The following is a 26,515-nucleotide window of genomic DNA, read 5'->3' as shown; positions in this document are numbered from 1 at the left end:
CTCTCACGAAATGCCGGCGGTCAGAGGTTCATCCGGCCGGAAATCGCTTTGGGAACGGCCGCACAACGCGCGAGAGGCGCCATGGTGTCATTCGCCCGGCGCGCGCGCCTTGATCGCCAGGGCATGAACCTTTTCGCGCAGCAGATCGGCCAGCGCGGCATTGACCAGCCGCTGGCGGGCCACGCGGTTCTGGCCAGTGAAGCGGTCGGAAACGATCTCCACGGTGAAGTGGCTTTCCCCCGATCCATCATGCCCGGCGTGCCCGCGATGCTTCTCGCTGTCGTCGATCACGGCGAGCCGTTCGGGATTGAGGGCGGCCTGCAGCCGGGCTTCGATTTCGGTGGCCACTGGTCCTTGCGGCGTGGAGGGGTCTTTCAGAATCTCGGTCATCGCCCCTATATAGGCCCTTTGCTCCCCGTTGCATCAGGACAATCTTGGCTGGCGATTCCTTCTCGACCCGACGTTTCAACCGTTTCCATGGCCGCGTGGAAAGCGACCGCCCCTGTGCGGCGCCCGGCTGCGATGAACCGGGGGAATTTCGCGCGCCCCCCGTGGAGGGAGGCCGGTCGCACGAGGAAGGCCCGCGCTGGCGCTGGCTGTGCCTCGACCATGTGCGGGAATTCAACCAGGGCTATAATTTCTTCACCGGCATGAGCCCGGAGGAGATCGCCGCCGCCCAGCGCCCCTATGCGGGATGGGAAAGGGAAACCCGGGCCTTTTCCTCCAACGCTGCCAGCCCGCCGCCCCGATGGTCGGACTTCCAGGATCCGCTGGACGCCATCGGCGCCAAGTTCAGGGAGCGGGTGGCGAAGGCCCGGGCCGACAGCCAGATGCGGCAGGACGGCAAGTTCCTGTCGCGGGACGACCGCAAGGCGCTGGAGGTGATGGGGCTGCCCATCGATGCCGACCGCAGGGCGCTGCGGCAGCGCTATACCGAATTGCTGCGGCGCTTTCATCCCGACCATAATGGTGGCGACCGCAGCCATGAGGCATCGCTGCAGGGGGTGATCGAGGCCTATCAGCTCCTGCGCAAGGCGGAGGCCTTTGCCTGAGCCGCGTCGCACAGCCCATCGTCCCCTCCCCCCGCCGGCGCTGATCGGGCAGGGGGCCAATTTGGCCGAATGGGCTGCTTGATCCCGGCCTGCTAAAGCCCCACTCTATCGACATGCCCGTCCCCTATGGCTAGGGCTGTGCCGACCAGACCGTTCAAAGAGATTAGAAGATGACCGACATCCCGAACGTCCAACCCGATACCCGCGCCGAAACGCTGTTGGCATCGCCCGACCGCGAAGTGGATGCGCGCGAAGTGTTCGGCATCGATGTCGACATGAAGATACCCGCCTTTTCGGAAGCCGATGAGCGGGTGCCCGATCTCGACCCCGCCTATGTGTTCGATCCGGATACCACGCTCGCGATCCTGGCGGGCTTTGCCTATAACCGTCGCGTGATGGTGCAGGGCTATCACGGCACCGGCAAGTCCAGCCATATCGAGCAGGTCGCGGCGCGGCTGCGCTGGCCGTGCATCCGCATCAATCTGGACGCGCATATCAGCCGCATCGACCTGGTCGGGCGCGACGCCATCGTCCTGAAGGAAGGGCAGCAAGTCACCGAATTTCGCGAAGGGCTGCTCCCCTGGGCCCTGCAACGGCCGGTCGCGCTGGTGTTCGACGAATATGACGCCGGCCGTCCGGACGTGATGTTCGTGATCCAGCGCGTGCTGGAAACCGACGGCAAGATGACGCTGCTCGACCAGAATCGCGTCATCCGGCCCAATCCCTGGTTCCGCCTGTTCGCGACCGCCAATACCGTGGGTCTGGGCGACACGACCGGCCTTTATCACGGCACGCAGCAGATCAACCAGGGCCAGATGGACCGTTGGAACCTGGTCGTGGCGCTCAACTACCTGCCCGCCGCGACCGAGGCGCAGGTGGTGCTGGCCAAGTCCGGCGAATATGACCATGAGGGCGGCCGCAAGGAAGTCGAGAACATGATCAAGGTGGCGGAGCTGACCCGCCAGGGCTTCATCAACGGCGACATCTCGACCGTCATGTCGCCGCGCACTGTGATAAGCTGGGCGCAGAACGCCCTGATCTTCAAGAATATCGGCTTCGCCTTCCGCCTGTCCTTCCTCAACAAATGCGATGAGGCGGAGCGGCCGCTGGTGGCCGAATATTATCAGCGCGTCTTCGGCAAGGACCTGCCCGAAAGCGTCGCCCACCGGGCGGCCTGAGCGCGCAGGGAGGAACGAGCCATGATCGTCGTCGAACGGATCGATCCATCGGGCGGCACCGCCCACCGGATCAGCATCCGCGGCCATGAGCTGATCGCGGACATGTCGGCGCCCGACGGCCATGACGCCGGACCCGACCCGCATGACCTGTATGATTCGGCGCTGGGCGCCTGCAAGGCGATGACCATGCTCTGGTATGCGCAACGCAACGGCATTCCGGTGGAGGACATCCACGTCGGCGTGGTGCGCGACGCAAGCCGGGAACGGGAGGGCGTCTACAGGCTGACCACGCGCATCGCCCTGTCCGGTCCGCTCACCGCCGACCAGCATGACAGGCTGATCGCCGTGGCCGCGAAATGCCCTTTGCACAAGCTGATGAGCGAGGTGGAGACTGAGATCGAGACCATCGCGGTGCCCTATGTCGGAGAGGGCGAGCGGCCATGAACGCCGCCGCCCGTACGAACGCGCTCCGTGCCCCGCGGGATGAAGGGCATCGCTGCCTGAACGGTTGCCTTCACCCTGCGTCGGGCGGGATGCTGCTGGACACATGACCGACCGTTCGCTCCTCGACGCCTTCAAGGATGTGCTGTCCGGCGCAGCGCGATCGATTGCGCGCGACGCGGAGGTGGAGGTCAGCTTCACCGCCGACACGCCTCATATGGCGGGCAAGGCGATCAAGGTGCCGACTCCTGGACGCAACCTTCCCGCTGATCAGGTGGCGCTGGCGCGGGGCTTTGCCGACGCCAATGCGCTGCGGCTGCGGCATCACAATGCCCGGATCCACAACGCGGCCGCGCCCGCCGACGCGACCGCGCGGGCCGTCTATGATGCGGTGGAGCAGGCGCGGGTCGAGGCGATCGGTTCGCGGGCGATGGAAGGGGTTCGGGCGAACCTGAACCATGCGCTGGACCTGCGCCTGAAATCCGACCCGATCCGGCGGGCACGTTCGTCCGAGGAAGTGCCCCTGTCGACGGCGCTGGCGCTCAAGGTGCGCGAACGGCTGACCGGACAGGCCACGCCCAGGGACGTGCAGGCGGGCCTGGCGATGATCGACCAGTGGATCGAGGAAAAGGCGGGCGCTGATCTCGACGCTTTGGCCATGGCCATTGACGACCAGCGCGCCTTCCAGAAGCTGACCACCGCCATGCTGGAGCATCTCGCGCTTGTCGACGAAGACATGCCGCCCGAGACTGATGATTCCGAGACGCCGGACGAGGGCGAGGACGAGGAGCAGCAACAGGACGAGAGCGACAGCGGCGAGGACGAGGCCGGCGACAGCGACGCCTTTGCCGAGACGCGCGCCGAGGATCAGGGCGGGGAAAGCCAGAACGGCGAAACCGAATATAGCGATCAGTTCGATCCCGGCAGCGAGGATGGCGCGGAGGATATGGGCGAGGACGGCATGATGCCTGTTCGCTCGAACCGGCCGATGGGCGACCTGCCGCCGGGCTTCGACTACAAGGCTTATACACTGCTGCATGACGAGGTGGTGACCGCAACGGACCTGTGCGACGAGGATGAATTGCTGCGCCTGCGCGGCTTCCTGGACCAGCAGCTCGTCAGCCTGCAGGGCGCGGTGACGAAACTGGCCAATCGGCTGCAGCGCCGGCTGATGGCGCAGCAGTCGCGGAGCTGGGACTTCGACCAGGAAGAGGGGCTGCTCGACGCGGCGCGGCTGGCGCGGATCGTGATCGATCCGACACGATCGCTGTCCTACAAGATCGAGCGGGATATCGAGTTCCGCGATACCGTCGTCACGCTGCTGATCGACAATTCCGGGTCCATGCGCGGCCGGCCGATTTCCATCGCCGCGATCAGCGCCGATATCATGGCGCGCACGCTGGAACGCTGCGGCGTGAAGACGGAGATACTGGGCTTCACCACCCGCGCCTGGAAGGGCGGGCAGAGCCGGGAGGACTGGCTGGCGGCCGGACGTCCCCCGATGCCGGGGCGTTTGAACGACCTGCGCCACATCATCTACAAGAAGGCGGACGAACCCTGGCGCCGGGCGCGCAAGAATCTCGGCCTGATGATGCGGGAGGGGTTGCTCAAGGAGAATATCGACGGCGAGGCGCTGCTCTGGGCGCATGGCCGGCTGCTGGCGCGGAACGAGGAACGCCGCATATTGATGGTGATCTCCGACGGCGCGCCTGTCGATGATTCCACCCTGTCGGTGAACAGCGGCACCTATCTGGAACGCCATTTGCGGCAGGTGATCGAATGGATCGAGAACCGCTCGCCCGTTCAGCTCGTGGCGATCGGCATCGGCCATGACGTGACCCGCTATTATCGCCGCGCAGTGACCATCATGGATGCCGAACAGCTTGGCGGCACCATGGTGGAACAGCTCGCGGCGCTGTTCGACGATTAGAAGCCCTGCTTGTCCGGGCTTTGGCGCTGTCGCAACCCGGACCTTCCCCTTGAAAAGAAGAGCGCCGGTTTCGACCTCGTGATGGCGCGGACAGGCGTTTTGACAGGAGAGTGCAATGAGTGTCGCCTTTCGTCGCGAGAGTGACGAGGAGCATCTGGAGCCCACTTTCGAACTTCCGCTGCCGCCCGGTCCCAATTGGGTGACGGCGCGCGGCCTGCGGCTGACGCGGGAGAAGGTGGAAGCGCTGGAGGCGGTGGAAATGGATGGCATGGCCGAAGATGAGGCCAAGAAGCTGAAGCGCGAGTTGCGATACTGGCGGACCCGGCTTGCCACCGCGGAGGTGCGGCCGATCCCGGACGGGGAGGCGGTCGCCTTCGGCAGCCGCGTGACCTACAGCTTGAACGGCAAGGAAAGGCAGATCTGCATCGTCGGCGATGATGAAGCGGATCCCGCCGAAGGGCGCATCGCCTTTTCCGCGCCGCTCGCCCGCGCGATGATGGATGCGGAGGGTGGCGAGAGCGTGGATTTCGGTGGAAGGGCCGCTGCGCTCACCATCGTGGCGATAGAGCCGATCATCGAGGATTGATCCAACGAAAAAGCCCTCCAGTCGCGGCTGGAGGGCTTTGTTCCATCAGGCGTTGCGGCCGGCCTCGAACAGGAACCAGGCGCGTTCCTCCGCCTCGTCCGTCCAATCGTCGATAATGCCTTCCGTCGCATTGTCGCCCGCTTCGGTGGCTGCGGCCTTGGCGGCGCGCAGGGCCTCCACCAGCTTCAGATTGTCCTCCCGCAACTCGTTCAGCATGTCGCCGGGGCTGACATAATCGGCGTCATTGTCGGCAAGGGACTGGTGACGCGAAATGTCGCCTATGGAACGCAGCGTCGTGTTCCCGGTCTTGCGCACGCGTTCGGCGATCAGATCGGTGGTGGCCAGGATCTGCGTCGCCTGCTCGTCGAACATCAGATGATAGTCGCGGAAATGGGGACCGGACACGTGCCAGTGGAAATTCTTGGTCTTGAAATACAGCGCATAACTGTCCGCGAGCACGCCGTTCAGCGCCTCTGCGACCGTTTTCGTGGCATTGCTGCGCAAATCTGTCGGAGTCTTGAGATCGGGGGCTGTCATGCTTGGCTCCTGCTAAGGGACTTGGTTTCGGACATATAATGATCTGTGCCCGATATGGTGCCATGACAAAACAGGGAACTCCGCCAAAAAAGCCGTTCAGTCTGATGCATTCCGTCGATCAGGCGAGGTGCAGCGCCGACACCGCCGCCGCCATCCCCGCGAGCAGCACCAGCACGGCGCCGCCAAGCCGAATGGCGCGAAGCGGCAGCGCGTCGAACGCCGGGCCGCGCAGCAGGAGGACGGGAACAGTCGCGGCGATGATGCCGATCGCCCCGCCCGTTGCGGCCAGCACCGGATCGGCGGTGCGCACGGCGATTCCCAGGATCAGGAATTGCGCGCCGTCCCCGAAGCCGAGGATGAAGAGACCAAGCGCACTGGTGAGAAAGGGCCCAAGCCGCCAGTTCGCCAGGGGGTCAGGCCGCTTCGTCGGCCAGAACATCCCGACCGCCAGGAAGATCAAAGCCAGCGCCAGGAACAGCAACCGCCCGTCCGTCCCCAGCATCGGCGCGATAAAGGCGCCCGCCGCCGCGCCGATCGCCGCATTGGCGAAAGCCGCCGCCACGATCCCCGCGATCACCGCTCCATCGCGCTGGAACCGTTCGGCCAGGGCCAGGGCCAGCAACTGCCCCTTGTCGCCGGTTTCGGCCAACAGACAGCCGAGCAGCGCGATCAGCAATGCATCCATTCAGCCGGTCAGACGGTCAGCCGCGTGCCAGGCCCCGCCGCCGGCCTGGCGGCGACAGGCATCGCTATCACCTCCGCATCGGGCATTTCGGCCGCGATCGCGTCGCGCATCAGGTCGAGATAGGACATGACGACAGGCCCGGCGCCTTGCAGCGACAGCGCCGACTGCAATGTGCCGGCCAGGCCTTCGACATTGTCGAGGTGGAAGGCGCGGGCAATATGGCGTATCCGGTCAATCTCGTCCCGCAGGCGCGCCAAGGAGATATGCCCCCGTTCGCCCGCGAGCGCGTCCACCCGCCGCAGCAGATCGGCAAGAATGGCCAGCATCGGATCATGTCGCATGGAGAAGACTCCCCCGTCCTGTAACTCCGACTCCACCGATAGACCCGAGCCGGTTAAGGCCGCGTAAAGTGTAGCATGGCCGCCGCATTTCGGCCACGAGCCTTGACACCGATCCGAATCTGCCTCATGGGGCACCGCTGAAACGGGGCGGTCCCTTGCTCGCAAGAGATTTGGGGCCGCTCTTCTTTTTCACGATATTCACGACCAGGGACTAAGGCCATGGCCAAGCCAGCAACCGTCAAGATTCGCCTCGTCAGCTCGGCTGACACCGGATTCTTCTACGTGACCAAGAAGAATCCGCGTACCAAGACCGAGAAGCTGAGCTTCCGGAAATATGACCCCGTCGTGCGCAAGCATGTCGAGTTCAAGGAAGCCAAGATCAAGTGATCGCGCAGGTGGCTGACGCCACCTGACACCATTCGGATTCGCGGCGTATATAGCCCGAACGAAGAGGCCCGTTCCTAAGGGAACGGGCCTTTCCTTGTTTCCCAGCCGTGCTCAAGGCGAGGTCGGCTTGCCATCCTCCGCAGGGCCGGGAGGGGTCGGCAAGGACGACTTTCTGGCGCCGGAGCGCAGGAAGCCGTCCCTTGCCGGCGAACAGGGCCGGGCCGGCGCCAAGGCTCAGTTTCCGACCGGCTGACCGTCTGTACGGCGCACCACTATCGTCGAGGAACGCGGCTGCTGCCCCGACACCGGCCAGTTGCCCGTGGGATGCTGGATATTGATGAAGAAGTTCCGAAGGTCCGGCGTATAGGCGATGCCGGTGATCTCGCAGCCCGTGGGACCGACCAGGAAGCGCTTGGACGCCTTGCTGGTCTGGTCGACATGGTACATCGAATTGTTGCCAAAGGCCTGCGTCATGTTCACCGCCGTGCCGTTCAACGTACCGGCGTTGCCCGTGAGGTTGTGGTCGGTCTGAACCCACAGGCGGCCCTGCGGATCGATGCGAAGGCCATCGGGACTGGAGAAATAATCGCCGTTGATGTTCCCCTTCAGATTCGCTTCGGCAAGGTTGGGATTGCCCGCCAGCAGGAAAATTTCCCAGGTGAAGCCGGTTGCGAGCGGTGAATCGCCATTTTCGCGGAACTTCAGGATGTGGCCGTGCAGGTTGGTCACGCGCGGATTGGGATTGTCGGTGACGCGGCGACCGCTGTTGTTGGTCAGCGTGACGAAGATCGCCTGATGATTCGGCGCGACCGTGATCCATTCCGGCCGGTCCATCAGCGTACCGCCGGCGACGCGGGCGGCCGACTGGGCGTTGATGAGCACATCGGCCGTGCTGTTGAAGCTGACGGTGGTGGGGGTGGGCGGCGTGGTCGACTGGCTGACGTTGCCGGGATCGGTGGCGTTGGCGACCAGGCCGTTCTGGCCCTGCACCAGCGCCCGCCACTCCCCCGTGCCGTCCGCATTGAAGCGCGCCACATAGAGCGTGCCGTAATCGAGCAGGTCGACGTTCGATGCGCGATTGCTGGTGCTGTAGGCGCGATCGGGCACGAACTTGTAGATGCAGCCCGGCGTCGAATCGTCGCCCATATAGAAGGCGACGCGATTGTTGGCGTCATTCAGATAGGCGGTGTTCTCATGGGAGAATCGGCCCATGGCGGTGCGCTTGGTCGGCGCGGCCAGTTCCTGATAGGGATCGATCTCCACGACCCAGCCGTAATTGTTGCTGGGCTGCGTGGGATCCAGATAATTATTGGTCGTCTCTTCGCAGGTCAGATAGGTGCCCCAGGGCGTGCGGCCCGAGGAACAGTTGTTGAGCGTACCGCGAATGGTCGAGGACAGCAGGCCCGCAGCCGGTCCGCCAACGCGATAATCGGTGTTGCCGCTATAGCGCTTGTTGAAGCGCGATCCCGCCTTGACGGCGAACTTGCCGTCCGTGCCCTTGGCGATTTCCACCACCGAAACGCCGACGGCCGACAGGGCGAGCGCCTTCTGGTCCGCGGTGGCGGTGGCGGCGTTATAGGTGCCGCTGGCGAAGAGGATATTGTAATCCGGCAGTTCATGGTTGATCGCCAGCAGGCCGCCGCTGTTGGGATCGACGCCCGACAGGTCGAAAAACTCCATGCCGTCATGATTGCCGCCCGCCCACAAATTGGTCTGGCTCGCGCTGCCGGGGATGCTGCCGGGGGCATAGGGGGTGCCAGGCTCCACCGAATCGCCCGCCTTCAGCAACACATCGACAGTGTAGCCGGCAGGAACGGTGACCGTGTCGTTGCTGTTGATCGCGACCGACGCGAAGGCGATGGCATAGCTGGGCGCCGGGGTCGGCGGGGGAAGGGGGGCGGGCGAGCCGGAGGCTTCGTCGTCGCCGCATGCCGTCAGCGCGCCCAGCATCGGCAGCATGGAAAGGCCCAGCAGGCCGTTCTTCAGCACGGTGCGGCGCGCCGGATTGGCGGCGACGATCGATTCCAGGCTGTCTTCGCCCGCGGTGATCTTTGGCTGCGCATCGCGAAAGGCCGCGCGCGCCTCGTCGGTCAGATGAGACATGGATGAATACCCCTGTGCATAATCCGGGCTGTCGGCTGGAGGCCGCGCCGGTGGCGACCGGGGCATGGCAGAGGCAAATGACGGCATGGCTGCAAAAAGGAGACGGATCGGTGAAAGCGGCATGACCGGGCGGTGACATTGCCGATCGATGGGAAGCCGACCACGGGCCGCCGCGATGAATGGCCTGCCCTCCCGCGAATATGCGTATGGATCATTTGGCGATCGGCGGCCGGTCGGTCCGGCCGTCGGCCGATTTCAATCGAACAGCCCATCCTGAAGATGGGAGGGGGGATTGAGGCCCAGATGCTTCCAGCCCGGACCATTGAGGCAGCGACCCCGCGCCGTACGGGCAATCAGGCCAAGCTGGATGAGATAGGGTTCGATCACTTCCTCGATCGTGTCGCGCGCTTCGGAAAGACCGGCCGCCAGCGTTTCGACCCCCACCGGGCCGCCGCGATAAATGTCCGCGATCATGGTCAGGTAACGGCGGTCCATCAGGTCGAGACCGAGATAGTCGACCTCCAGCCGCGTCAGTGCGGCGTCGGCCACCTTGGCGTCCACGGCCGCTGCCGCCGCCACATTCGCGAAGTCGCGCACCCGCCGCAGCAGTCGCCCCGCGATGCGCGGCGTGCCCCGCGAGCGCCGGGCGATCTCCACCGCACCGTCCGGGGTTATGGCCAGGTCCAGCAGCCGCGCGGCGCGGCGCACCACCAGCTCCAGTTCGTCCACTGTATAGAATTGCAGCCGCACCGGAATGCCGAAGCGGTCGCGCAGGGGTGTCGTCAACAGGCCCTGCCGCGTGGTCGCACCGACCAGGGTGAAGGGCGGCAGGTCGATCCGCACCGATCGGGCGGACGGCCCCTCGCCGATCATCAGGTCGAGCGCCCGGTCCTCCATCGCAGGATAGAGCACTTCCTCGACCGCGGGGTTGAGCCGGTGAATCTCATCGACGAAGAGGACGTCGCCCTCATCCAGATTGGTGAGCAGCGCGGCGAGATCGCCTGACTTGGCGATGACCGGGCCTGATGTCGCGCGGAAACCCACACCCATTTCGCGGGCGACGATCTGCGCCAGCGTCGTCTTGCCAAGGCCGGGGGGACCGAAGAAGAGCACATGGTCCAGCGCTTCGCCCCGTCCCCTGGCGGCTTCGATGAAGATGCGCAGATTTTCCCGTGCCGCCTGCTGCCCGATAAATTCACCCAAGGACTTGGGACGCAGCGCGGCATCCGCATCCTCGACACGGCGCGTGGAGGAGATCAGGCGGTCCTCGCTCATTTCGCCGCTTTCCGGAGCGCCAGGCGGACCAGCGCATCCAGCGACGCGTCCTCACCCAATTCCTCCTCGGCAGCGGCGACGGCGCTGCTGGCTTCGGCGGGTTTGAAACCCAGATTCTGCAACGCCGAAATCGCGTCGGCGCCGTGGCCGCCGGTGGGCAGGGCCGTAAAGCCGCCACCGGCCGCGCCGGCTGGTGCGGGTACGGCGCCGATCTTGTCCTTCAACTCATTGACGATGCGCTGGGCAAGCTTGGGGCCGACGCCATTGGCGCGCGCGACCATCGCCTTGTCGCCCGTGGCCACTGCGCGGTGCAGCTCCGCCGGTTCCAGGGCCGACAATATGGCCAGCGCCACGCGGGATCCCACGCCCTGCACGCCGGTCAGCAGGCGGAACCAGTCGCGTTCCTCGGCTCGGGCGAAACCGACCAGGCGGATGGCATCGTCCGACACAAGCATTTCGGTATGGATCGTCACCGCTTCGCCCACAGGCCCCAGCGCGGAGAGCGTGCGGGACGAGGCGCCAACCAGATAGCCGACCCCGCCCACGTCGATGATGGCATGGTCCAGGCCCGTGCTGTCCAGCCGTCCTTTCAGTTTAGCGATCATGCGCCCCGCCCTTTGGTCATGATCTGTTCTTTAGGGACGTCTCCAGCGGGGCGCCAGCTAAAAACCGAGGGGAACAGGGCACCATTTGCCGGCCTGCGCGTAGAGCAGCCGGCGAGGGCAGAAGAAGGAGCCGTTTTTAATGTCGATACAGGCACCGTTGCTGGGCCCCAAGGATTTCGAATATCCCGCGATCATGCTGTCAGGCTATGTCGATCATGGCATGTACCTGCATTTCCGCAACTGCCTGTCGTCCGCGCCGCAACAGGGATTGGTCGTGGTGGAGATCGCCACCCTGGGCGGCGATCCCGAGATTGCACGGATGATGGGGGAGGATGTCCGCTTCCATTCCGATCTCTATCCGGACCGGCGGCTGGTGTTCCTGGGCAAGACGGCGGTCTATTCGGCGGGCGCCACCTTCATGGGCTTCTTCGCGGCGGAAAATCGCTATCTCGCGCGGGGAACACGCGTGATGATCCACGAGCGCATCATCACGCGGGACATCCATCTGGAAGGGCCGCTGTCGACCTGCATCGCGTCGCTCAAGGCGACATTGCATGAGATCGAGGCGTCGATCGCGATCCAGAATGAAGGTTTCGCGAACCTGATCCTGGGATCGCAGGTTTCGATGGAAGAACTGCTGAAGCGCGCGCCGGAAAACTGGTATCTCGAAGCGAATGAGGCCCAGGCGCTGGGTTTGGTGGCGGCCGTGATCTAGCGCATTGTCAACTTGACCCTTTGCGGTCGGCAACGCGTAAAATGCGGTATCAAAAGCATCTTGTGCGCGGCGGGGATTACGCCTTTGATGCACGGCATGAGCCGACCGCAGATTTTCCCGTGGCGTTATGGCATGTTCCTGGCCCTGCTGGCCAGCATGGCGCCCTTTGGCCTCCTGCTGCCCTGGCATGAGGCGGTGATGGCGGGCTTTGACCTGGCGGCGCTGGCCTTCATCCTGTCGGTCTGGCCGCTGCTGGACGCCGATCCCGACGCGATGCGGCGCAAAGCGGCGGACAATGACGTCAATCGGCAATTGATGCTGTTGCTGACCGGAATCGTGTCGATGGTGATCCTGGTCGCCGTCGGCGTCGCGGTCAGCCAGCATGGCGGGCCAAGTGCGGGGGCGATTGCGCTGGTGCTGGCGACGCTGGCGCTGGCCTGGCTCTTCTCCAACCTCGTCTATGCGATGCATTATGCGCATATCTTCTACCTGGGCGATGGAAAGGGCCGGGACAGCGGCGGACTTGATTTTCCGGACACGCAGGAACCAAGCTACTGGGATTTCCTCTATTTCGCCTTCACATTGGGAATGACATTCCAGACTTCCGACGTCGCCGTGAAAAGCGGAAGCATAAGGCAAACGGCGCTGTTCCATTGCCTGGCCGCCTTCCTCTTCAACCTGGGCATATTGGCGTTCACCATCAATGTGTTGGGCGGGAGCTGATCGGGGCGGCCGGATCCCCCTTCGCCCGGTCGGCCTTCGGGGGTTGTTTACCTATTTTCGCTAGGGCCACGGCATGAGCGACAATGCCGATCCCTGTCCGAAATCCGCCGTCAGCCATGGCGTGGGCATTGCCGGGCTGGTCGGCCTCTGCCTCTGGACATTGGTGGCGCGCCATTACGGGATGAATGGGCCGAATGCGGGCTTCGCCGCGGTAGTCGCGTGCGGCCTTCCCATGGTGCTGTGGTCGCTGCTGGTCGACAAGGTCCACCGCCGGGCATCGACAGGGATCGACTGGATCGCACCCGCCCGGCCCTGGCGCGCGGTGATGGACGTCAGCATCGTCAAGATCGCCGGTTTATGGGCGACCTGGCTCGTCATCGCATCATTCTATTGCATTGCGCGCTGGTATTGGGCGGGCGATTATCGCATGTCCATGAACCTGCTGATGAGCGCGGCGCCCTGGCTGCTGGGGGCGTCAGTGCCCTATGTGATCTGGCTGGACCGGCGGACGGTCGAACCGAAGGACGCAAGCTTTGCCTTTGGCCAATGGGTGATCGGCGGAGCCGCGGGCGTGCCGGACCGGGCGGAGGTTGCCCATCATGCCCGCGCCTGGGCGGTGAAGGGCTTTTTCCTCGCCTTCATGCTGTCGATCGTGCCGGGCAATTTCGCCAGCGTGGTCGAATGGCGGACAGCGGATGCGTTCAGCCATCCCGTGGCCCTGGCGAGCTTCCTGATCGCCATCATGTTCATGATCGACGTCTGCATGGCGACGGTGGGCTATATGCTGACGATGAAGCCGCTGGATTCGCATATCCGGACGGCCAATCCGCTGCTGGCGGGATGGGTTGCGGCGCTGATCTGCTATCCGCCCTTTGTGCTGATGGGCAATGGCGGTCCGCTCGATTATCACGCCGGCGGAGCCGAATGGGATGTCTGGACGCGCGGGCATGAGGCCCTGCAATGGCTGTTGGGCGGGTGGCTGGTCCTGCTGACCGCCATCTATGCCTGGGCGACGGTGGCCTTCGGACTGCGCTTCTCCAACCTGACGCATCGCGGGATCCTGACGCACGGACCCTATCGCTGGACGCGCCATCCGGCCTATCTGGCGAAGAACCTCTTCTGGTGGTTTTCCGCCCTGCCTTTCCTCAGCCTGTCGGGCAACCTGACCGATGTGGTGCGCAATTGTGCCCTGCTGGGCGTGACCAATGCGGTCTATTATTGGCGGGCGAAGACCGAGGAGGCGCATCTGGGCGCCGATCCGGAATATCGCGCCTATAGCGACTGGATGGAGCGCAACGGCGCCGTGCCACGCCTTTTCGCGTGGATCGTGGGGCGCAAGCCCATGGGGCTGGCGCAGCCCGCCGAATGAGGGCCGACCATCTCATCCACAATAGCTGACCGGCCCTGTCGGAGGGGCAACCCTTCCTTCTCCCGCAGGGAGAAGGAAGGAAGCGTCAGAAGCTTTCCTCAGCGTAGATCCGGGTGAGGTCGCCCTTCCACTCGCCATGATAGCGGGCGAGCAGCCGTTCGGCGTGGGTCTGGCCCGACGCCACGATCTCGTCCAGCGGGGCGAGGAAGCCGCTTTCATTGTCGCCCGACGCATTGAGCCGGGCGCGGGCGGAAAGGCCGGCGCGGGCGATGTCCAGCGCTTCGGCGGCAATGTCGCGCAGCTTGCGGTTGCCCGCAATGGGCGCGTCCAAGGCCAGTTTGGGCACGGAATCGCGCAGGACCTGCCGTTCCTCCATGCTCCAGCCCTTGACCAGATCCCAGGCCGCGTCCAGCGCGCCTTCGTCATAGAGCAGCCCGACCCATAGCGCCGGCAGCGCGCAGATACGGTTCCACGGCCCGCCATCCGCGCCGCGCATTTCCAGGAAGCTCTTCATCCGCACTTCCGGGAAGGCGGTGGACAGATGATCCTCCCAGTCCTTCTCCGTCGGCTTTTCGCCGGGCAGGGCGGGCAGTTCGCCCTTCAGGAAATCGCGGAAGCTCTGGCCCGCCGCGTCGATATAGCGGCCGTCGCGATAGACGAAATACATCGGCACATCGAGCGCATAGTCGGCATAGCGCTCATAACCGAAGCCGTCCTCGAACACGAAGGGCAACATGCCCGTGCGGCCGGGGTCGGTGTCCGACCAGATATGGCTGCGATAGGACAGGAAGCCGTTGGGCTTGCCTTCCGTGAAAGGCGAATTGGCGAAGAGCGCCGTCGCCAGCGGCTGCAGCGCAAGGGAGACGCGGAACTTCTTCACCATGTCCGCCTCGCTGCCATAGTCGAGGTTGGTCTGGATGGTGCAGGTGCGCAGCATCATGTCCAGGCCCATGCTGCCCACGCGCGGCATGTGACGCAGCATGATGTCGTAGCGGCCCTTGGGCATGATGGGCAGTTCTTCGCGGCTCTTGTCCGGCCACATGCCAAGGCCCAGGAAACCCAGGCCCAACATGTCGCCCACATATTTCACCTGTTCCAGATGCCGGCTGGTTTCCGCGCAGGTCTGGTGGAGATTTTCCAGCGGCGCGCCCGACAGTTCGAGCTGGCCGGCCGGTTCCAGGCTGATGGTGCCGTCGGCGCCGGAAAGGGCGATGATATTCTCCCCCTCGAACACCGGGTTCCAGCCATAGCGGGTAAGGCCGATCAGCAGCGTGTGAATGCCGCCCCGCTCGTCGTAGCTGGGGGCGTGATAATCCCGCCTCGCATAGACGAATTTCTCATGCTCGGTGCCGATGCGCCAGCGATCCTTCGGCTTGGCGCCCTTGGCGAAGGCCGCGATCAACTGTTCGCGGCTTTCAATGATGGGATCATTTTCCCCTGAGTCGGTTCTGGTGCTCATGCCCCGCCTTAATCTTTCCCCCGGTTGCGTCAAAGGCGCAACCTTCGGCGCTCAGATAAGCTGCGTTGATGGCGGCTTCAATCGGGTTGCGGAAGAAAACCATATTTGAGCGCTCGGCACGAGATGCTGCGGTGCCAGCCGGCGGGCCGCGGAAGCATGACGCGCCAGGAAGCTAAACCCAGTCTCCGTTCATCGTCATCCAGGCCGTGGTCGCAGCGATGGCGGCGGTTTCCGCGCGCAGAATCCGGGGGCCGAGCGAGACGGCGACCGATCGGGGATGGGCGCGGATCGCTTCGCGCTCGGCGGGGTCGAAGCCGCCTTCAGGACCGATCAGGAAAGCGGCGGCGCCCGGATGCGCCCTGAGCGTGGCGGCCAGCACCTCCCCGCCGGTCTCATCGGCAAAGAAAAGCCAGCGGTCCTCCGGCCAATCCCGCAACAACGCGTCGAGCTTCACCATAGGCTCAAGTTCGGGAAGGGCCGTGCGGCCGCATTGCTCTGCCGCTTCGACCAGATGGGCATGCAGGCGATCGAAATTGAGCCGGTCCACCACGGCGCGCCGGGTGAGCACGGGCTGCAGGCGGGCCACCCCCAGTTCGCAGGCCTTTTCGGCGACCAGGTCGATGCGCCCCTTCCTGATCGGCGCGCAGCAGAGCCAGAAATCGGGGACATCCTCCGGCGGTCTGGTCTGGCTGACCACCTCCAGCACCAGGTCGCGCTTGCGGATGTCGCGCGCCCTGGCCGCCCATTCGCCCGACCTGCCGTCGAACAGCAGGACGATGTCGTCCGGTTTCACCCGCATGACGCTGATCAGATAATGGGCCGGGTTGCCGTCGACAGGCACGGCCACACCCTCGCCCAGCTGCGTTTCGACGTGGAGGCGCGGCGCGCTTTGCGGCGGCCAGGCGGGGGTCGCGGTCATTTTGTCTCTTCCGTTCGCCCTGAGCTTGTCGAAGGGGCATGCTTCTCTTTAGGGAAGTGGAGGGTTTCGACAAGCTCGGCCCGAACGGAGTCCCAAAAACCTATCATGGCCCAACAGACGATAGTTCCCGATAGCGAGGCGCGCGGGCTGGTCGCGCGCTTGCCGAATATCCCCCGTGCCCTGGCCCTGCTGGCGCGATTTGATCGGCCGATCGGCTGGTGGCTGCTGTTCTGGCCTGGCGCCTGGGCCGTTGCGCTGGCGGGGGGTACGCGGGCGCAGTGGCCGCTGATCCTCTGGCTGCTGCTGGGCAGCATCGCCATGCGCGGGGCGGGGTGCGTGTTCAACGACATTGTCGACCGCGACCTCGACCGGCAGGTAGCGCGCACGGCATCCCGCCCGCTGGCGAGCGGGGCGATATCCCTCAAGACCGCATGGATATGGTTGCTGTCCCTCTGCCTGGTCGGACTGGTGGTGCTGCTCCAGCTCCATCTCTACGCCCAGGTCGTGGCCCTGGGCTCGCTGGCGCTGGTCGCGGCCTATCCGTTCATGAAGCGGATCACCGGCTGGCCGCAAATATGGCTGGGGCTGGTCTTTTCCTGGGCGGCGCTGGTCGGGTGGAGCGAAGCGGCGGGAAGCCTCAATTTGACGGGATTGCTGCTCTATGGAGGATGCATCTTCTGGGTGGTCGGCTATGACACCATCTATGCGTTGCAGGATCGGGAGGATGACGCCCTGATCGGCATCGGATCGAGCGCCCTGTCCATGGGCAGGCATGTGCGCAGCGGCGTGGCGTTCTGCTATGCGATGGCGCTGGGCCTTTGGGCCAGCGCCATCTGGCAGGCAAGGCCGCAGGGCCTGGCGCTGGCGGCGTTGCTGCCCATGGCGGTGCATCTGGGCTGGCAGGTGGCGACGCTGAAGGAGGACGGCATCGATCCCCTGGCCAAATTCCGTTCCAATCGCTTTGCGGGACTGCTGATGTTCCTGGGCTGCCTGGTGGTGGGCAGCGCATGAACGGTCCGCGCGAGAGGGAGGATTGCTGGCGGATCGAGCGGGCGCTGAAGGCCAGCATGATCGTCGATGCGGACGCCTATTTCCGGCATGCCCGCGCCGCGATGATGAAGGCGAAGAAGCGGATCATGCTGATCGGCTGGGATTTTGACGCCGCCATCACGCTGATCCGCGAAGATGAGGCGGGCGACGGCGCGCCAACGGTGATCGGGGATTTCATAAGCTGGCTGGTGGAACGGACGCCGGAGCTGGAAATCTTCCTGCTGCGCTGGGACGTGGGCGCGATGAAGTCCATGGTGCGGCCGTCAAACCTGTTCACGACCGTCCGCTGGATGGCCAATTCACGCATCACGGTGAAGCTGGACAGCCATCATCCGACCGCCGCGTCCCACCATCAGAAGATCGTGGTGATCGACGATTGCTTTGCCTTTTGCGGTGGCATCGACATGACCGGCGATCGCTGGGACACCCGGCATCACCGCGATGAGGAACCGGGGCGGCGGCATCCGGACGGGTCGCCCTATGGCCCCTGGCACGATGCGACGACGGCCCTGCAGGGGCCCGTCGCGGCGGCGCTGGGCCAGCATGCGCGGGCGCGGTGGAAGGATGCAGGCGGGGAGGAACTGCTACCGGTGGAGGGTCAGCAGGATTGCTGGCCCGATGCATTGCCGGTGCAGTTCGAGGATGTGGATGTCGCCATATCCCGCTCCGCGCCGGAGATGGAGGACCAGGAACCGCTGATCGAGATCGAGCGGCTTTATGTGAACCAGATCGCGTCGGCGAAGCGCTATATCTATGCGGAGAGCCAATATTTCGCCTCCCGCCGCATTGCCGAGGCGATCGCAGCCCGGCTGGCCGAGGAGGACGGGCCGCAGATCGTCATCATCAATCCGGAACAGGCCGACGGCTGGCTGGAACAGCAGGCCATGGACACGGGCCGCGCCCGGCTGTTCGAGGCGCTGAAGGCGCGGGACCGCCACGGCCGGTTACGGCTCTACCATCCGTTTACCGCGCGGGGGGAGCCGATCTATGTGCATGCCAAGATCTTGATCGTCGATGACCGGGTTCTGCGGGTCGGATCGTCCAACATGAACAACCGGTCCATGCGGCTGGACACCGAATGCGACGTGACGATCGATGCCGCGCTGCCCGCCAATGCAGGGCGGGAGGATGTGATACGGGCGATTCGCGACGATCTCATCGCCGAGCATCTCGACCTGCCCGTCGCGCGTGTGGCGGCGGTGATCGCCGAGCGCGGGCTGGTAGCCGCCGTCGAGCAGCTGCGCGACAAGCCGGGGCGAACGCTGAGACACTATGTGACGCCTGACCTGAACGACGTGCAGGCATGGCTGGCGGACAATGAGATACTCGATCCGGAAGGTCCGGGAGAGATGATGGAACCCGTGGCGGAGCGCGGATTGTTCCGGCGGATGCGCGGGTGGATGGAGCGGGATTAGAGCGATTTCCAAGCGATCGGAACCGATCGCTGGTTAAGAAATCGCGGAAAACAAGGAAACCAGAGCGGCGATCTGATTCAATCAGATCGAAATCCGTTCCGGGCCCGAAACACAGTCATTCCGCCGCGAGCAGCGCTTCCGCACTGCCGAGGTTGACCGACACGAGGCGGCTCACCCCGCGTTCCACCATGGTCACGCCGAACAGCCGGTGCATGCGGGCCATGGTTACCGCATTATGGCTGACGATCAGGTATCGCGTGTCGGTCTGCGCCACCATCGCGTCAAGCAGGTCGCAGAAGCGCTCGACATTGGCGTCATCCAGCGGCGCGTCGACCTCGTCCAGCACGCAGATCGGCGCGGGGTTGGTCAGGAACAATCCGAAGATCAGGGCGACGGCCGTCAACGCCTGTTCACCGCCGGAGAGCAGGGTCAGGGCGGCCAGCTTCTTGCCCGGCGGCTGGGCCATGATTTCCAGCCCTGCCTCAAGCGGATCGTCGCTGTCGATCAATTCCAGATGCGCCTGGCCCCCATTGAACAGCGTCGTGAAAAGACGGCGGAAATGGCCGTCCACCGCCTCGAACGCGGCGAGCAGGCGCTGGCGCCCCTCCCGGTTCAGGCTGCCGATCGAGCCGCGCAGCCGGTTGATCGCCTGGGTCAGTTCCTCGCTTTCGGCGCGGCTGCTGGCCTGGGTGGCTTCCAGTTCCTCCAGTTCCTGCGCCGCGACCAGGTTGACCGGGCCGATCCGCTCACGCTCCGTGACGAGCCGGTCATGCTCGCCCTGTTCGCTCTGGGCGATGCGGACCTCTGCGCTGGCGAAGCCCAGTTTTTCGGGCAGGACGGGCGGCGGGCATTCGAATCGCTCGCCGGAAAGGCGGTTGGTTTCGACACGCTTCTCATCCGCCGCCTCGGCGCGGGCGGTGGCGGTGGCGCGGGCTTCGCGGGCATTGGCGAGCGTTTCGCCAGCCTGCGACGCGCGCTGTTCGGCCATGCGCAGCGCGGCTTCGGCTTCGCTTTCCTCGCGCCGCGCGGCCTCCGCCGCTTGCATCAGCGTGTCGCCCTGCTCGCTGAGTGCGGCGATGGTCGCCGCCAGACTGTCAGGCTGGCCGGCGATTTCGGCGCGTTCCTTCGTTATGGCCTCGCCGCGTTCGACCATCGCCGCGATGCGCTTGGCCGCTTCACCGGCGCGGGCACGCCAGCTCTTGGCCTCCGCATCGGCGGCGGCCATGCGCTCCCGGTCGCTGGCCAGCGCGCGGTCCGCCAGCGCCTGATCGGCCTGAAGCTGGCTGACCGCGATCCGGGCCTTTTCGCTCGCCTGTTGCAGCGTGGCGACCTGCGCGCGGGTTTCCCCGCCATCGGGCATGGCGGCCCGGCTGGCCTGCGCCTTGTCATGCTCGCCCTGCGCGCCGAGCAGGTCGGCGCGGGCTTCGTTCAACCGCTCCTCCATCGCTTCGCGCCGGCCGCTCAGCCGTTCGAGCGCGGTGGCGGCCTCATCGGCGGCGCGCAGGGCGGTACGCAGGCGCTGATCCGCATTCGCAAGCTGGGTGCGGCCGGACGCCAGCGTCCGGCCAGCCTCGCCTTCACGCGCCAATGCTCCATCCTGCGCCGCGCGGGCAGCATCGACATCGGCTTCGACGGCGGGCCGGGCGGCGGCAAGGGCCTCGAGACGGTTGAGGCGGATCAGCCGTTCGGCGGCGGCGGCTCCGCCTTCCACGGCGACATAGCCGTCCCAGCGGCGAAGCTGGCCATCCCTGGTGACGAGGCGCTGGCCAACCGCGAGCGCCTGGCCTTCGTCACTGTCCGCGACCGCGACCTGGGCGAGACGGCGCTCCAGTTCGGCCGGCGCCGTGACATGGACGGAGAGCGCCGTGCACCCTGCGGGCAGGCCTGGATCGCTGTCGAGCGGCGTCGCGCCTGCCCAACGGCGTTTGCCCTCGGCAGCGATGGGCGCTTCCAGATCGTCGCCCAGCGCAGCGGCGAGCGCGCGTTCATAGCCGGGGGCGGCCTTGAGCCGATCCAGCGCGCGGCTGCGGCTGCCGGTGCCGCTGTCCACGGCCCGCTGGAGCGCGGCGGCTTCGCTGTCGAGCGCGGCGAGGGCCGCGCGGGCGGAGGACAAGGCGGCCTCGGCGCCGGCACGCGCCTCCGCTGCTTCGGCGCGGTCGGCTTCGGCGGAGCGGATTGCGGCTTCGGCGGCATCGCGGTCGGCGCTGGCCTGCTGCTGAGCGGCGATCGCTTCGGCCCGCTTTTCTTCCAGCGGCGCGGCGTCGGGCAAGGCCGCGACTTCCGATTCAAGGCGTTGCGTTTCACGGGACGCCCGGTCCAGGCGAGCGCGCGCGGCGGCAAGCGCAGCGTCAGCCACGCGCAGTTCGGCCTGCTCGCCCGCCTGCTTCGCCATGGCCTTGGCCAGATCGAGTTCGGCGTCGCGGGCGGCGTCCTCGGCACGGGCGATCCGGCCGGCGAAATCGGGACGCATCGCCTCGGTCTCGGTGATGCGCGCCTTGAGCGCCGCCAGTTCATCGGTGAGGCGGGCAATCGCCTCCGCCGCGTCATTGGCGAGCGTGCCTTCGCGTTCGCGGTCCTCCTCCAGCCGGGCGGCCTGCTGGGCAAGGTCATGGAGGCGCCGTACCACGCCGTCCCGTTCGGTGCGCAGGGCGGCGAGCCTGTGTCCCGCTTCGCTCGCCGCATCGCGCGCGACCTGGGCGGCGGCGCGTTTCTGCGCAAGCGCCTCCACGGCAGCATGGGCGTGGACGGCGGCGGCCTGCTGCGCCTCCTGCGCGGCGGCGACGGCGCTTTCGGCCTGTTTGGCCTCGGCACGGGCGGCGTCTGCGCTGGCGGCGGCCTCGCGCCAGCGGGCGAAGATCGTGCGTCCCTCGGCGATGCGGATCTGTTCGGAGAGGCGGATATAGCGCTCCGCCGCCTTCGCCTGGCGTCGCAGGCTGCTGGCGCGGGCGTCCATGTCGGAAAGGATTTCGTCCAGCCGCATCAAATTGGCTTCGGCGGCCCGCAGCTTCTGCTCCGCATCCTTGCGGCGGACGTGCAGGCCGGAAATGCCCGCCGCTTCCTCCAGCATGGCGCGGCGCTCCTGGGGGCGGGCCGCGATGACGGCGGCGATGCGGCCCTGGCTGACCAGCGCGGGACTGTGCGGACCCGTGGCGGCATCCGCGAAGATCAGCGACACGTCCTTGGCCCGGACGTCGCGGCCATTGGCGCGGTAAGCACTGCCGGCGCCCCGCTCGATCCGGCGGGTCACTTCCAGTTCGCCGTCGGCGGCCACTTCCACCGCGTTGAACAGTTCGCCCTGTTCCTGGACGGTGAGCAGCGAGACTTCCGCGAAATCACGCTGCGGACGGGTGGAGGTGCCCGCGAAGATCACATCCTCCATGCCGCCGCCGCGCATCGACTTGGCGCTGGATTCGCCCATGACCCAGCGGATCGCCTCCAGCAGGTTGGACTTGCCGCAGCCATTGGGCCCGACAATGCCGGTCAGGCCCGGTTCGATGCGCAATTCGGTCGGATCGACGAAGCTCTTGAAGCCGGAGAGCTTGAGGCGCTTTATCTGCATTGCGCGACGTCAGGGCAGGGCCGGGCGGCGCCGCCATCGGCGGAAAGCCGGCCCGACGATGTCAGCCCCCCCTGGTCCAATCAGATCCCCGCTTCCTTGAGCTTCGTGCGCAGCGCCGGCCAGGCGGCGGTATTTTCCACCATCACGCCGTTCAGGATGAAGGTCGGCGTGCCTTCGATCTTATATTGCTGATTGGCGGTCTCGACCGTCTTGGCCAGTTTTTCGGCCGCAGCCGTGTCGGCCAGGCACTGCTTCGCCTGATCTTCGGATATGCCGCGCTGCTTGGCGAAATCGACCAGGCCGACGGCGGAGGCCAGTTGGCCGAAGCGCTGCGCCGGGGGCGCGCTCATCAGCGCCTTGTATTTTTCATCGCCCAGCGCCTGCGCCTTTTCGAACATCGCGCTCTGATTGGCGAAAAACTGTTCGGAGAGCGGATAGAAAATGTCCTTGCCACCGCAACGGGCCAGCAGCGCCGTCGAAATGTCGATCGGGTCGCGCACATAATTGCGGAATTCGAAGCTCATCTTCCCGCTGTCGACGATCTGCCTGATCTCCTCGGACGATTCGGCGGCGAAGTCGCGGCAGTGCGAGCAGGTGTAGGAACCATATTCGACCAGCTTCACCTTCGCATTGGGATTGCCCATGACGAAATAGCCGTCGGGGCTGGCGGCGATGGTTTCCGACCATTTCGTGCCGGCAGGCGCGGCGACCGCGGCGATCGGTTCGGCGGAGGTGACGCTGCCCTCATCCTTCTTGCCGCAGGCGGCGACGGTGAGGCTAAGGGCGATCAGGGCAAGTCCGGAAAGGGCTTTCACGTTGTTCTTGGCTCCGTTGTCGGGCGTTGTCGTGCAGTGGTTTAGATCAGGGCAATGCAGCCTGCAACCGCGTCCAGTCCGATCCGTGGACCAGCGTGCCGTTCAGCGTGAACGCGGGCGTCCCGCCGATCTGCAGCTTGTTCCAGGCTTCGTCGGTCATGGCGAGCACCTGCTTCATCGACGCGGGATCGTTGATGCATGCGTCAAGCTGCGCGGGCTTGAATCCGCGCTTGCCCATCAGCGCGTAGAGGCCGGTCTTCTGCCCGATGTCGCGCAGGGCCGCCTTCTGATCCGTCGGCTTGGCGGCGTCCGTCTCATAGGACTGGATCTTCTCCATCCAGGCTTCCTGATTGGCGAACAGCGCCTCATGATTGCCGAAGAATTGCTTCGGCCCGCCGCAGCGGGCGAGCAGCGCGGCGGCCAGGTCATATTTGTCGCGCACCGCATTGCGCACCTCGACGCTGAGTGTGCCGCCCTTCACATAATTGGCGCGCAGCGGTTCGCTGGCTTCGCCCACGAAATGCGCGCAGTGGGAGCAGGTGTAGCTCACATATTCGACCAGCTTGGTCGGTGCGGCGGGATTGCCGAGCACATGGCCACCCATGGGGGACAAGGCTATCCGGGTCAGCCAGTTGGCGGCGGGAGCGGCCCATGCGGACAGAGATGCGCTTGCCGGGATGGCGAGCAGGGCGAGGAAGGCCAGGCGGAATTTCATCATGCGATGGTCCAGTGATGCGCCGCCCCTGTCGCGGCTGAAGGTGGTGATGGAGTAACTTTCCGATCAACTGATCTTGGGCAAACCGCTGCTGTTGGCAAGCCCCTGCGCCAGGGATTCCAGCACGGCGCGCAATTCGGGGTCGCCAATGTCGCGCAGGGAATCCCCCAGCTCGACCGGAATGGGCTTGAGATTGGCCGGCGGGGGGCGGCGTTCCGGTTCCCTGGGCTGCACCATGCCTTGCTTCATCGCGATCTTGGCGACGGCGGCATAGCCGAAGAAGCGGTTCACCCGCTCCATGATGTCGGGCAGCACGTGCTGGATCATGGGCGCATGGCCGCTCATGACGGTGAGCTGCAATGTGCCGCCCGCCTTCTTACCCGCCGGAAAGCGGATCGATTCGGGTTCGCTGATCGTCGCATAATGCGGGCCCACGATCTCCGCCCAGCGGGTGACGATGCTCGATTGCACGAAGCCGAACTTGCGGAAGGCGGCGGCGCCGATGGCGGGCATCAGGTCGGCGATCCGGCGGGGCGCGCCGACGCGCGGCCGGTCTTCCGCATCCGACTTGCGGCTTTTCATTTTGGGTGTCGGGGGGCGTTCCGTCATGGCTCTCTTAATGGCATAGGGGCGCCATGCGCGTCGAGGGCAACATCCAGAAAATAGCATCCGATCTGCTCGCCCATTATGACGTCCATGCGCGGCGCCTGCCCTGGCGCGCGCCGCCGGGGGCCAATGCCGCCAATCCCTATCGGGTCTGGCTGTCGGAGGTGATGTTGCAGCAGACCACTGTCGCGGCGGTCGCGCCCTATTTCGCCAGGTTCACCGAACGCTGGCCCGATGTCGCGGCGCTGGCGGCGGAACAGGATGCCGAGGTCATGGCCGCCTGGGCAGGGCTGGGCTATTATGCCCGCGCCCGCAACCTGCTGGCCTGCGCACGGGCGGTCGCGGACGAACATGACGGCATGTTTCCCGACACGGAGGAGGGGCTCCGCGCCCTGCCGGGCGTCGGCGCCTATACGGCGGCGGCGGTGGCCGCCATCGCCTTCGGGCGGCGGGCCGTGGTGGTCGACGCCAATGTCGAACGCGTGGTTTCGCGCCTCTTCGCCATATCGACGCCTTTGCCGGCGGCACGCCCCGGGATTCGCGCGGCGACCGACGCGATCACGCCGGACCTGCGCGCCGGGGATTTCGCGCAGGCGATGATGGATCTGGGCGCGACTATCTGCACGGCGCGCAATCCCGCCTGCGGCATTTGCCCGTTGCGGGAGAATTGCGCGGCTTTCCGTACCGCAGACCCTGCCGCTTTCCCGGTCAAGGCGGCGAAGAAGGCCAAGCCGCACCGCCGCGGTCATGGCTGGTGGATCGAACGGCCCGACGGGCATGTCTGGCTGGTGCGGCGGCCCGAAAAGGGAATGCTGGGCGGCATGCGCGCGCTGCCCTCCTCCGAATGGAACGACGCGCCCGATCCGACGCCGCCGGTCGCCGGTGCCTGGCGCCAGGTGGCGGAACCAGTCGCGCATGTTTTTACGCATTTCTCCCTCGCATTGACGGTGCATCATGCCCATGTGGGGCAGGATGTGACGCCGCCTGGAGAGGGCGAATGGTGGCCAGTGGCCCGGATCGCGAAGGCGGGCCTGCCGACGCTGTTCGCCCGCGCGGCCCAGGCGGCCCAGACGGCGATGAAGGAGAAAGGGAAAGATGCACGGCTCTGACGCCCCCGGATCGCGGCTCATCGCCTTTGGCGGCGGACGACTGGACCGGGTCGACCATGTCCGCAGCAACCCTGTCCTGCTGGCGGAAGCCTTTGCATCTGCGCAGGCGCGCCGCGTCGTACTGGACGGATTGGAACCGGTGGTGGTGGATGGCCATCTGGTGATGGAACCGCTGCCCGCCGACGGCCTGATCGAACATCATGCGCTGCTCGGCGTGGATGAGCGGCAACAGCCGATCTTCGCCGAACTGCTGGCAGATGCGCCGGACACCCTGTTCGCCACGCCGCGCAGCCGGGCCTTGGCGGATGAGGTGCCGGGGCATGAGGTCGCCCTCTACGGTGCCGCGCGCAGCCTGCTGGCCTGGCATGCGCGGCATCGTTTCTGCTCGGTCTGCGGACAGCGCACGGCGCCTGCCAAGGCGGGCTGGGCACGGCAATGCGAATCCTGCCGGGCGGAACATTTCCCCCGCGTCGATCCGGTGGTCATCATGCTGGCCGAACATCGCGGGCGCGTGCTGCTCGGACGGCAGCATGGCTGGCCTGCGGGGCGCTATTCCGCACTGGCCGGCTTCGTGGAGCCGGGCGAGACGCTGGAGGAAGCCGTGGTTCGCGAAATCCGGGAGGAAGCGGGCGTGGTCACCCGCTCCGTGCGCTATGTCGCCAGCCAGCCCTGGCCCTTCCCCTCTTCCCTGATGGTCGCCTGCATGGCGCAGGCCGATGACGACGCTCTGAAGATCGACGAAAATGAGATCGAACACGCCTTCTGGTGCGACGAGGCGGGCGTCCGCGCCGCAATGGCCGGGGAGGACGGTGCGCCCTTTCTCGCCCCGCCGCCGATGGCCATTGCCTGGCATCTGTTGCGCCATTGGCTGGATGAAAGGGGATCGGAAGGGCAGGTTGCCGACCGTCGCCCAAGCGCGTAAGGCCGCCCCTTCGCCCTGC

Annotated in this window: 26 protein-coding genes; 13 read left to right on the top strand and 13 right to left on the bottom strand. The window is 65.8% G+C overall.

The window, feature by feature from the left end; all coding sequences use genetic code 11:
• Window positions 1-87: 87 nt before the first annotated feature.
• Window positions 88-390: a BolA family protein gene (locus ACN9MX_RS12115; protein ID WP_133653075.1), complete on the bottom strand. Its 303-nt coding sequence runs from the start codon at window positions 388-390 to the stop codon at window positions 88-90.
• 44 nt (window positions 391-434) lie between these two features.
• Here ACN9MX_RS12115 and ACN9MX_RS12110 point away from each other — a divergent pair, with 44 nt between their 5' ends.
• The 5 genes from ACN9MX_RS12110 to ACN9MX_RS12090 all read left to right on the top strand — a co-directional run bounded on the left by ACN9MX_RS12110 (window position 435) and on the right by ACN9MX_RS12090 (window position 5,187).
• Window positions 435-1,052, top strand: a complete 618-nt coding sequence (locus ACN9MX_RS12110) for a J domain-containing protein (RefSeq protein ID WP_363826732.1) — start codon at window positions 435-437, stop codon at window positions 1,050-1,052.
• 170 nt (window positions 1,053-1,222) lie between these two features.
• Window positions 1,223-2,230 (top strand): cobaltochelatase subunit CobS, encoded by a 1,008-nt coding sequence (cobS, locus tag ACN9MX_RS12105; protein ID WP_133653073.1) that lies wholly within the window; start codon window positions 1,223-1,225, stop codon window positions 2,228-2,230.
• Between the two features lie 21 nt (window positions 2,231-2,251).
• On the top strand, window positions 2,252-2,674 hold the full coding sequence (locus ACN9MX_RS12100) for an OsmC family protein (RefSeq protein ID WP_133653072.1): 423 nt from the start codon (window positions 2,252-2,254) through the stop codon (window positions 2,672-2,674).
• 103 nt (window positions 2,675-2,777) lie between these two features.
• Window positions 2,778-4,601, top strand: coding sequence for a cobaltochelatase subunit CobT (gene cobT / locus ACN9MX_RS12095; RefSeq protein ID WP_363826729.1), 1,824 nt, complete (start codon window positions 2,778-2,780; stop codon window positions 4,599-4,601).
• A gap of 115 nt (window positions 4,602-4,716) precedes the next feature.
• Window positions 4,717-5,187, top strand: coding sequence for a GreA/GreB family elongation factor (locus tag ACN9MX_RS12090; protein ID WP_363753468.1), 471 nt, complete (start codon window positions 4,717-4,719; stop codon window positions 5,185-5,187).
• A gap of 45 nt (window positions 5,188-5,232) precedes the next feature.
• On the opposite strand, the gene ACN9MX_RS12085 is transcribed toward ACN9MX_RS12090, so the two are convergent.
• From ACN9MX_RS12085 to ACN9MX_RS12075, 3 genes are all read right to left on the bottom strand, one after another.
• Window positions 5,233-5,724, bottom strand: coding sequence for a Dps family protein (locus ACN9MX_RS12085; RefSeq protein WP_133653069.1), 492 nt, complete (start codon window positions 5,722-5,724; stop codon window positions 5,233-5,235).
• Between the two features lie 118 nt (window positions 5,725-5,842).
• Window positions 5,843-6,409 carry a TMEM165/GDT1 family protein gene (locus ACN9MX_RS12080; RefSeq protein WP_363826725.1) on the bottom strand — a complete coding sequence of 189 codons (567 nt, stop codon included), beginning with the start codon at window positions 6,407-6,409 and terminating at the stop codon, window positions 5,843-5,845.
• 8 nt (window positions 6,410-6,417) lie between these two features.
• Window positions 6,418-6,750: a hypothetical protein gene (locus ACN9MX_RS12075; protein WP_133653067.1), complete on the bottom strand. Its 333-nt coding sequence runs from the start codon at window positions 6,748-6,750 to the stop codon at window positions 6,418-6,420.
• A 219-nt stretch (window positions 6,751-6,969) separates the two neighbouring features.
• Here ACN9MX_RS12075 and rpmG point away from each other — a divergent pair, with 219 nt between their 5' ends.
• Complete coding sequence (gene rpmG, locus ACN9MX_RS12070; RefSeq protein WP_007687342.1) at window positions 6,970-7,137, top strand: 50S ribosomal protein L33; 168 nt, start codon at window positions 6,970-6,972, stop codon at window positions 7,135-7,137.
• Window positions 7,138-7,371: 234 nt separating this feature from the next.
• Here the strand turns inward: rpmG and ACN9MX_RS12065 are convergent, their stop codons facing one another.
• The 3 genes from ACN9MX_RS12065 to ruvA form a co-directional block, all read right to left on the bottom strand.
• A complete protein-coding gene (locus tag ACN9MX_RS12065; RefSeq protein WP_363826722.1) occupies window positions 7,372-9,240 on the bottom strand; it encodes a PhoX family protein in 1,869 nt (622 codons plus the stop codon).
• Between the two features lie 255 nt (window positions 9,241-9,495).
• The gene (gene ruvB / locus ACN9MX_RS12060) at window positions 9,496-10,515 is read right to left on the bottom strand and encodes a Holliday junction branch migration DNA helicase RuvB (RefSeq protein ID WP_133653065.1); all 1,020 of its coding nucleotides are present in this window, start codon (window positions 10,513-10,515) and stop codon (window positions 9,496-9,498) included.
• Window positions 10,512-11,120 (bottom strand): Holliday junction branch migration protein RuvA, encoded by a 609-nt coding sequence (gene ruvA, locus ACN9MX_RS12055; RefSeq protein WP_363826719.1) that lies wholly within the window; start codon window positions 11,118-11,120, stop codon window positions 10,512-10,514. The genes ruvB and ruvA overlap by 4 nt, the downstream gene beginning before the upstream one ends.
• A gap of 139 nt (window positions 11,121-11,259) precedes the next feature.
• On the opposite strand from ruvA, the gene ACN9MX_RS12050 reads away from it, so the two are divergent.
• The 3 genes from ACN9MX_RS12050 (at window position 11,260) to ACN9MX_RS12040 (ending at window position 13,927) form a co-directional block, all read left to right on the top strand.
• A complete protein-coding gene (locus ACN9MX_RS12050) occupies window positions 11,260-11,835 on the top strand; it encodes a peptidase S14 (RefSeq protein ID WP_133653063.1) in 576 nt (191 codons plus the stop codon).
• A 96-nt stretch (window positions 11,836-11,931) separates the two neighbouring features.
• Window positions 11,932-12,558, top strand: coding sequence for a DUF1345 domain-containing protein (locus ACN9MX_RS12045; RefSeq protein WP_363735719.1), 627 nt, complete (start codon window positions 11,932-11,934; stop codon window positions 12,556-12,558).
• A 73-nt stretch (window positions 12,559-12,631) separates the two neighbouring features.
• Entirely contained in the window at window positions 12,632-13,927 is a 1,296-nt protein-coding gene (locus ACN9MX_RS12040; protein WP_363826716.1) for a methyltransferase family protein, read from the top strand.
• Between the two features lie 85 nt (window positions 13,928-14,012).
• Here ACN9MX_RS12040 and ACN9MX_RS12035 read toward each other — a convergent pair whose 3' ends face one another.
• Together ACN9MX_RS12035 and ACN9MX_RS12030 are read right to left on the bottom strand one after the other, a co-directional pair.
• Window positions 14,013-15,386, bottom strand: coding sequence for a glutamate--cysteine ligase (locus ACN9MX_RS12035; protein ID WP_363735718.1), 1,374 nt, complete (start codon window positions 15,384-15,386; stop codon window positions 14,013-14,015).
• A 172-nt stretch (window positions 15,387-15,558) separates the two neighbouring features.
• Window positions 15,559-16,305 carry a 16S rRNA (uracil(1498)-N(3))-methyltransferase gene (locus tag ACN9MX_RS12030; protein ID WP_363826714.1) on the bottom strand — a complete coding sequence of 249 codons (747 nt, stop codon included), beginning with the start codon at window positions 16,303-16,305 and terminating at the stop codon, window positions 15,559-15,561.
• Between the two features lie 105 nt (window positions 16,306-16,410).
• Here ACN9MX_RS12030 and ubiA point away from each other — a divergent pair, with 105 nt between their 5' ends.
• Entirely contained in the window at window positions 16,411-17,316 is a 906-nt protein-coding gene (gene ubiA, locus ACN9MX_RS12025; RefSeq protein ID WP_363826711.1) for a 4-hydroxybenzoate octaprenyltransferase, read from the top strand.
• Window positions 17,313-18,770, top strand: coding sequence for a phospholipase D-like domain-containing protein (locus ACN9MX_RS12020; protein WP_363826708.1), 1,458 nt, complete (start codon window positions 17,313-17,315; stop codon window positions 18,768-18,770). Before ubiA ends, ACN9MX_RS12020 begins: the two co-directional genes overlap by 4 nt.
• Window positions 18,771-18,885: 115 nt before the next feature.
• Here the strand turns inward: ACN9MX_RS12020 and smc are convergent, their stop codons facing one another.
• The 4 genes from smc to ACN9MX_RS12000 all read right to left on the bottom strand — a co-directional run bounded on the left by smc (window position 18,886) and on the right by ACN9MX_RS12000 (window position 24,468).
• A complete protein-coding gene (gene smc / locus ACN9MX_RS12015) occupies window positions 18,886-22,329 on the bottom strand; it encodes a chromosome segregation protein SMC (protein WP_363826706.1) in 3,444 nt (1,147 codons plus the stop codon).
• A gap of 80 nt (window positions 22,330-22,409) precedes the next feature.
• Window positions 22,410-23,144 (bottom strand): thioredoxin domain-containing protein, encoded by a 735-nt coding sequence (locus tag ACN9MX_RS12010; protein WP_363735713.1) that lies wholly within the window; start codon window positions 23,142-23,144, stop codon window positions 22,410-22,412.
• 46 nt (window positions 23,145-23,190) lie between these two features.
• Window positions 23,191-23,862, bottom strand: coding sequence for a thioredoxin domain-containing protein (locus ACN9MX_RS12005; RefSeq protein ID WP_363735712.1), 672 nt, complete (start codon window positions 23,860-23,862; stop codon window positions 23,191-23,193).
• Window positions 23,863-23,925: 63 nt separating this feature from the next.
• Window positions 23,926-24,468, bottom strand: a complete 543-nt coding sequence (locus ACN9MX_RS12000; protein WP_363735711.1) for a DUF721 domain-containing protein — start codon at window positions 24,466-24,468, stop codon at window positions 23,926-23,928.
• Between the two features lie 26 nt (window positions 24,469-24,494).
• Between ACN9MX_RS12000 and ACN9MX_RS11995 the strand changes: the two genes are divergently transcribed.
• Window positions 24,495-25,574, top strand: coding sequence for an A/G-specific adenine glycosylase (locus ACN9MX_RS11995; RefSeq protein WP_363826703.1), 1,080 nt, complete (start codon window positions 24,495-24,497; stop codon window positions 25,572-25,574).
• Window positions 25,561-26,496: an NAD(+) diphosphatase gene (gene nudC, locus ACN9MX_RS11990; protein WP_363826700.1), complete on the top strand. Its 936-nt coding sequence runs from the start codon at window positions 25,561-25,563 to the stop codon at window positions 26,494-26,496. Before ACN9MX_RS11995 ends, nudC begins: the two co-directional genes overlap by 14 nt.
• The last annotated feature ends 19 nt before the right edge of the window (window positions 26,497-26,515 follow it).

Origin of the sequence: Sphingobium sp. R-21 (assembly GCF_049913335.1) — a bacterium.
Classification (GTDB): Bacteria; Pseudomonadota; Alphaproteobacteria; order Sphingomonadales; family Sphingomonadaceae; genus Sphingobium.
The sequence above is the reverse complement of the archived record's forward strand: the minus strand, read 5'-3'. Positions and strand labels throughout refer to the sequence as shown.

Bases quoted from the DNA above. Each gene is read 5' to 3' on its own strand.
- ACN9MX_RS12100 (WP_133653072.1), top strand. From the start codon at position 2,252: ATGATCGTCGTCGAACGGATCGATCCATCGGGCGGCACCGCCCACCGG.
- ACN9MX_RS12045 (WP_363735719.1), top strand. From the start codon at position 11,932: ATGAGCCGACCGCAGATTTTCCCGTGGCGTTATGGCATGTTCCTGGCC.
- cobS (WP_133653073.1), top strand. From the start codon at position 1,223: ATGACCGACATCCCGAACGTCCAACCCGATACCCGCGCCGAAACGCTG.
- ACN9MX_RS12050 (WP_133653063.1), top strand. From the start codon at position 11,260: ATGTCGATACAGGCACCGTTGCTGGGCCCCAAGGATTTCGAATATCCC.
- smc (WP_363826706.1), bottom strand. From the start codon at position 22,329: ATGCAGATAAAGCGCCTCAAGCTCTCCGGCTTCAAGAGCTTCGTCGAT.
- rpmG (WP_007687342.1), top strand. From the start codon at position 6,970: ATGGCCAAGCCAGCAACCGTCAAGATTCGCCTCGTCAGCTCGGCTGAC.
- ACN9MX_RS12000 (WP_363735711.1), bottom strand. From the start codon at position 24,468: ATGACGGAACGCCCCCCGACACCCAAAATGAAAAGCCGCAAGTCGGAT.
- ACN9MX_RS12020 (WP_363826708.1), top strand. From the start codon at position 17,313: ATGAACGGTCCGCGCGAGAGGGAGGATTGCTGGCGGATCGAGCGGGCG.
- ACN9MX_RS12035 (WP_363735718.1), bottom strand. From the start codon at position 15,386: ATGAGCACCAGAACCGACTCAGGGGAAAATGATCCCATCATTGAAAGC.
- ruvB (WP_133653065.1), bottom strand. From the start codon at position 10,515: ATGAGCGAGGACCGCCTGATCTCCTCCACGCGCCGTGTCGAGGATGCG.
- ACN9MX_RS12005 (WP_363735712.1), bottom strand. From the start codon at position 23,862: ATGATGAAATTCCGCCTGGCCTTCCTCGCCCTGCTCGCCATCCCGGCA.
- cobT (WP_363826729.1), top strand. From the start codon at position 2,778: ATGACCGACCGTTCGCTCCTCGACGCCTTCAAGGATGTGCTGTCCGGC.
- ubiA (WP_363826711.1), top strand. From the start codon at position 16,411: ATGGCCCAACAGACGATAGTTCCCGATAGCGAGGCGCGCGGGCTGGTC.
- ACN9MX_RS11995 (WP_363826703.1), top strand. From the start codon at position 24,495: ATGCGCGTCGAGGGCAACATCCAGAAAATAGCATCCGATCTGCTCGCC.
- ACN9MX_RS12085 (WP_133653069.1), bottom strand. From the start codon at position 5,724: ATGACAGCCCCCGATCTCAAGACTCCGACAGATTTGCGCAGCAATGCC.
- ACN9MX_RS12030 (WP_363826714.1), bottom strand. From the start codon at position 16,305: ATGACCGCGACCCCCGCCTGGCCGCCGCAAAGCGCGCCGCGCCTCCAC.
- ruvA (WP_363826719.1), bottom strand. From the start codon at position 11,120: ATGATCGCTAAACTGAAAGGACGGCTGGACAGCACGGGCCTGGACCAT.
- ACN9MX_RS12080 (WP_363826725.1), bottom strand. From the start codon at position 6,409: ATGGATGCATTGCTGATCGCGCTGCTCGGCTGTCTGTTGGCCGAAACC.
- ACN9MX_RS12115 (WP_133653075.1), bottom strand. From the start codon at position 390: ATGACCGAGATTCTGAAAGACCCCTCCACGCCGCAAGGACCAGTGGCC.
- ACN9MX_RS12040 (WP_363826716.1), top strand. From the start codon at position 12,632: ATGAGCGACAATGCCGATCCCTGTCCGAAATCCGCCGTCAGCCATGGC.
- ACN9MX_RS12065 (WP_363826722.1), bottom strand. From the start codon at position 9,240: ATGTCTCATCTGACCGACGAGGCGCGCGCGGCCTTTCGCGATGCGCAG.
- nudC (WP_363826700.1), top strand. From the start codon at position 25,561: ATGCACGGCTCTGACGCCCCCGGATCGCGGCTCATCGCCTTTGGCGGC.
- ACN9MX_RS12090 (WP_363753468.1), top strand. From the start codon at position 4,717: ATGAGTGTCGCCTTTCGTCGCGAGAGTGACGAGGAGCATCTGGAGCCC.
- ACN9MX_RS12075 (WP_133653067.1), bottom strand. From the start codon at position 6,750: ATGCGACATGATCCGATGCTGGCCATTCTTGCCGATCTGCTGCGGCGG.